Source organism: Mycobacterium sp. TH-M25 (genome assembly GCF_057473665.1).
In genome coordinates this window covers 1-4,883 of sequence record NZ_JBYCLA010000363.1, presented here as the reverse complement: position 1 = coordinate 4,883, position 4,883 = coordinate 1, and the positions used below count along the sequence as shown (strand labels likewise).

At 64.7% G+C, this 4,883-nt stretch carries 3 protein-coding genes; 2 read left to right on the top strand and 1 reads right to left on the bottom strand.

The window, feature by feature from the left end; genetic code table 11:
* Window positions 1-150 precede the first annotated feature (150 nt).
* Together AC2VOU_RS12255 and AC2VOU_RS12250 are read left to right on the top strand one after the other, a co-directional pair.
* Complete coding sequence (locus AC2VOU_RS12255; protein ID WP_486957624.1) at window positions 151-2,358, top strand: Rv1355c family protein; 2,208 nt, start codon at window positions 151-153, stop codon at window positions 2,356-2,358.
* A 25-nt stretch (window positions 2,359-2,383) separates the two neighbouring features.
* Complete coding sequence (locus AC2VOU_RS12250) at window positions 2,384-4,231, top strand: putative bifunctional diguanylate cyclase/phosphodiesterase (RefSeq protein ID WP_486957623.1); 1,848 nt, start codon at window positions 2,384-2,386, stop codon at window positions 4,229-4,231.
* Here the strand turns inward: AC2VOU_RS12250 and AC2VOU_RS12245 are convergent.
* The coding region (locus tag AC2VOU_RS12245; RefSeq protein WP_486957622.1) for a hypothetical protein at window positions 4,232-4,883 on the bottom strand (652 nt) is incomplete at its 5' end.

Below are 4,883 nucleotides of genomic sequence, written 5' to 3'. Positions count from 1 at the left end.
CTGTTCGCTTGCGTGGGTCGCGGTCAACGCGTTAGCCACCATCAGCTGGTTGGCGATGGAGGTGACCAGGGCCAGATTAATCGGCAAGGATGTCCTCCGATCTGGGCACGAATTCAAGATCTGGACAGGTGCATTACCCGAATATCACATATGTTCACCCATATCGGAAGTGGAGCCGTACAAAGTGACGGCTGCATCACACAGCTGAACGTCGCGCGCATCTGTGTTCCCGACCCGTCGAAGGAGACCACCATCGCAGCTTTCACGGCATCTGTTCTCGACGCCGAGGACGCGGCCGACACCATGGTGCTGGAGCAACTGCGCGCCGATCCCGCGATTGAGTTCATTGATCACCGCGCGGCGCAACTGGCGGAATTGAGCGAGCTGCTCCCATCACCTGACGCCGAGTTGCTCGGCGAACGCTGCCGGTGGGTTTACTACCCCTGGCGGCGGGCGGTGGTGGCGGTGCTGGGGCCGCTGGGGTTCCGTGCGGTGCGGCTGGACCGTAACCGAAATGTGGTCACCGCTGACGAGCAGGCACGACTTGGTGTGCTGCGGATCGGCGTCGTCGGGTTGAGCGCCGGCCATGTCATCGCGCACACGCTCGCGGCGCAGGGCTTGTGCGGCGAACTGCGGCTGGCGGATTTCGATCAATTGGCATTGAGCAATCTCAACCGGGTGCCGGCGACGATATTCGACATTGGGCTGAACAAAGCCGAGGCGGCGGCCCGCAGAATTGCCGAGCTCGACCCTTATCTGCCGGTGCGAACCTTCGATGCCGGGCTGACGCTGGACAGCATCGACGAATTCCTCTCTTGCCTCGACATCGTTGTCGACGAATGCGATTCATTGGACATGAAGGCGATCGTGCGAGAGCGGGCCAGGGCGCGGGGGCTCCCGGTGTTGATGGCGACCAGCGATCGCGGGCTCGTCGACGTGGAGCGCTTCGATCTCGACCCGCAACGACCGATTCTGCACGGCCTGCTCGGTGATGTGGACCCCGCATCGCTGGCGCGCATGGCAAGCGGCGAGAAGGTTCCGCACTTGCTGCGTTTCCTGGAGGCCCAACATTTGTCGTCGCGCGGCGCGGCATCTCTGCTGGAGATCGACCGCACCCTGTCGACGTGGCCACAGGTGGCCGGCGATGTGGCTGCGGGAGCACCGGTGATCGCCGAATCCGTGCGCCGGATCGGACTGGGCGAACACCTGCCGTCGGGGCGGGTTCGCCTCGATGTCGGCGGTGCGCTCGACCGGATCGACGAGCCGGAGTTGCCCAAGGAATCGGCTCCGCCGCTACCCGAATACTCGGACCCGGTGTGGCCGGGAGTCGCGGGCGCGATTGCCGCCGCCGCGATTCGGGCGCCGTCGGCCTCCAACGCCCAGCCCTGGCAGATCGAGGCCAGCCCGGATGTCATCATTGTCCGGCTGGCGCCCGAACACTCGTCGACGCTGGATGTCGGATACCGCGCCAGCGCCGTCGCGCTCGGAGCGGCGATCTTCAACGCCAAGGTCTCCGCTGCCGCCCACCAGGTGCTGGGCCCGGTGAATTTCACTGAAGCCGACGGTATGCCGCTACAGGCCACGCTGCAGCTCGGTGACGGTACCGACCCGGCCCTGGCCGGACTCCACGACGCGATGCTGCATCGAGAAGCCAACCGGCGGTTGGGAACTGCGCAGCCAGTCGCTGATGACACTGTCCGGAGCCTGCGCACCGCAGCCGAGCGCGAAGGCGCTCAGCTACATGTGCTGACTGCACCTCAAGACATCGCGAGGGCGGCGACAATCATCGCCGCGTCCGACCGCATCCGCTATCTGACTCCGGGACTACATTCGGAGATGATCGCGGAGCTGCGCTGGCCGGGTGATCCGGTTCCGAACACCGGGATCGATATCCGCAGCCTCGAATTCAGCCACAGTGATCTTGCCGCGGTAGAAATTGTGCGGCGGCCGGAGGTCATGGACCACCTGGCGCGGTGGAATGCCGGATCGGCGTTGGGTGAGGGCACTCGTCGACAGGTGGCGGCCAGCTCGGCGTTGGCCGTCATCTCGGTGTCCGGCGGATCGCTGACCGACTACGCGCGCGGCGGTTCGGCGGCCGAGGCCGTCTGGATCACCGCGCAGCAGTGCGGGCTCGCTGTCCAGCCGATGTCGCCGATATTTCTGTATGCGCGCGGCACCGAGGATCTCGATCGGGTGTCGACCGCCTTCCGCGAGGAGTTGAGCGTTCTGCAGGAGGAGTTCGGCACGCTCGTCGGGATCCGCCCCGGGGATGCGGTCGCCCTGGTGTTGCGATTCGCTGTCAGCGAGCCCGCAACAGTGCGCAGCCTGCGCGATTTCGGACGCGTCAATTTACGGTAGCCCCGACAGCGGCTACCGTTGTTACATGTCCGGCGGGCTCGACGACCTGGTTACCGGGGCGGCGGCTGCCTTGATGGCTGCCAACGCGGCCAATCATGTCGCCGCCAGTCAGCGGGTCCTGCACGATCTGGCGGATCACTTCGGCGTCGACTTCGCCGCTCTTCGGCACACCGACCATAGAATTCGAGCCACGATACTCATCGCTTCGTGGCCGCCCCGTGAGAACATCCCTGACCCCGACCCGATCGGTGTGGTGTATTTCGCGGAAGCGGACTCGGTCTTCGCGCTGATCGAAAGTTACACGGCCCCATACGTTCTTCGCCCGGATCCGGCGCACTCCGACTATCAGCGCAGTATCGAGGAGGGAACCGTCATACATCAAACGTCGCTCGCGGCCGTGCCGTTGCTGTCCGGCGAACTCACCACCGGCACCCTTCTCTTCGTTAAGTTCGGCGACCGCGAGTGGCTCCCGGACGAGCTGAACGCACTGCAGGTTATCGCCACGTTGTTTGCTCAAGTGCAGGCGCGCCTGACCGCCGAAGCGCAGCTGCAGTACCTGGCCGACCATGACGATCTGACCGGGCTGCTGAACCGGCGCGTGCTGCTCGCCTATCTCGACGAGCGGCTGGCAGACGGTCAGCCCCGCCCTGTCGCCGTGCTGCAGATCGACGTAGACCGGCTCAAGGTGATCAACGATCATCTCGGGCAGGATGCCGGCGACCGTTACATCAGGGCCTTCGCCGGGCTGCTGCGGGCCGTCGACATCCCTTCTACCGTCGCCAGATTAGGCGGTGACGAGTTTGTCATCGTGCCGACAGGTCCGATCGATGTCGATGATGCCGAACTCTTCGCGCAGCGCGTGCAATTCGGACTCGGCCAGCAGGTCGAGATCGATCGTGAAAAGGTAAGCCGCACAGTCAGTGTCGGAGTTGCCATCGGTGAGCCGGGAGTCGACAGTACGTCCGCATTGCTCCGGCGAGCGGATCAGGCGCTGTTGTTGGCCAAGAGTTCCGGCGGGCGCGGGGTTGCTCGATTCAGCCCGGAGTTGTCGGACAAGTATGCGATTCGCAACGACATCGAGCTGCAGATGGAAGGCACCATCGACAGCGCCAGCGGAGCCCTGGTGCTGCACTATCTTCCCGAGTTCGATATGCGGACCGGCGAGGTGCTCGGCGCCGAGGCGCTGGTCCGATGGCAGCATCCGACGCGGGGCCTGCTGCTGCCCGACTCCTTCATCAGCGTGGTCGAGTCGATCAACCTGGCGGGCCGTCTCGGGCGCTTGGTAATGCGTTCGGCCTTCGAGCAATTCAGCCTCTGGCGCGCGCGGGGGGTGGGAGAGCACGCGGTGATCCGAGTGAACGTGTCCCCGGTGCAGCTGGTCGCGGAGGGAACGGTCGACCTGGTTGCCGCGACGCTCGAGGCGTTTGGCCTGGAGGCGAATACCGTGTGCTTGGAGATCACCGAAAGCGTCGTCGTCCAAGACATCGACGCCACCCATAAGACGCTTGCCGGCTTGAAAGACATCGGAGTGCAAATCGCCATCGATGATTTCGGCACCGGCTACAGCGCGCTGGCGTATCTGAAGTCGCTGCCCGTCGACACGCTCAAGATCGATCGTGGCTTCGTCCGAGAGCTCGGGACCGACGAAGGCGATCAGGCGATCGTGCGCTCGATCATGTCCTTGGCCGACGCCTTCAAGCTGGAGGTCGTCGCCGAGGGAGTCGAGACCGCTGCCGCGGCGCGAACGCTACTCGACTTCAATTGTTATCGCGCGCAAGGCTTTCTGCTGTCTCATCCGTTGGAGGCCGACGCGATGGAAGCGCTGCTGGCGCAGCGCTACGTGCCGCTCGACTTCGATCGAGACGAGTCGTGATCAGGTAGCCGTCGACGCTCGCGCGCTAGATTGCGGGCAAAACCGCTGGCTCAGCAGTTGGGTTTCGGTCAGAATCTTGGAAACCTGTTCCGGTTTGGCGTGATTGACGAAGTCGTGACGATCCCACCACATCATCTTGGTCTGGTAACGCTCACTCGGGTACGGTGTCGCGGGAATCGGGGAGATCACTCCGCCCGATGATCGCCACCGGTTCAGCGCGTACGCCGCCGCGGTGGCCATGCAGAATTGATTGTCCAGCAGCGCCATCATGTGGAAAGCGCTGCGCGCCATGGCCTCGGTGATGCGATGGCTGCGATCGGGGTCGTCGGTCGCCCACGCTGATTTCATCTCGAGGACTCCGAACGGCACCCGGTCGTTGATCATGCTGCGCACCACCTGCTGGCTGGGTTGACCCGCCCACTCGATGACCGCATGCGAGTCCTCGGCCGACCGCAGTGGTCCAATCGCCCGTAGGCCCGCGACGGTCCGTCCGGCTTCGTCGATGACGGCGAAAAACATGGCGGTGTCGGACCCACTGCGCAGCGCCTCGGTGTCGAGTGCGCCCACGACACCAAGCGTGGGGGTGGTGCGAAGTGCTCCGGGCGCCAAAAACCACCCCCAGGTGCGGGCGGCGTGGGGGGTGGAGACCACC

What these genes read in the sequence shown, in the direction of transcription:
- AC2VOU_RS12255 (WP_486957624.1), top strand. Translation starts at nt 151, where the DNA reads ATGTTCACCCATATCGGAAGTGGAGCCGTACAAAGTGACGGCTGCATC.
- AC2VOU_RS12250 (WP_486957623.1), top strand. Translation starts at nt 2,384, where the DNA reads ATGTCCGGCGGGCTCGACGACCTGGTTACCGGGGCGGCGGCTGCCTTG.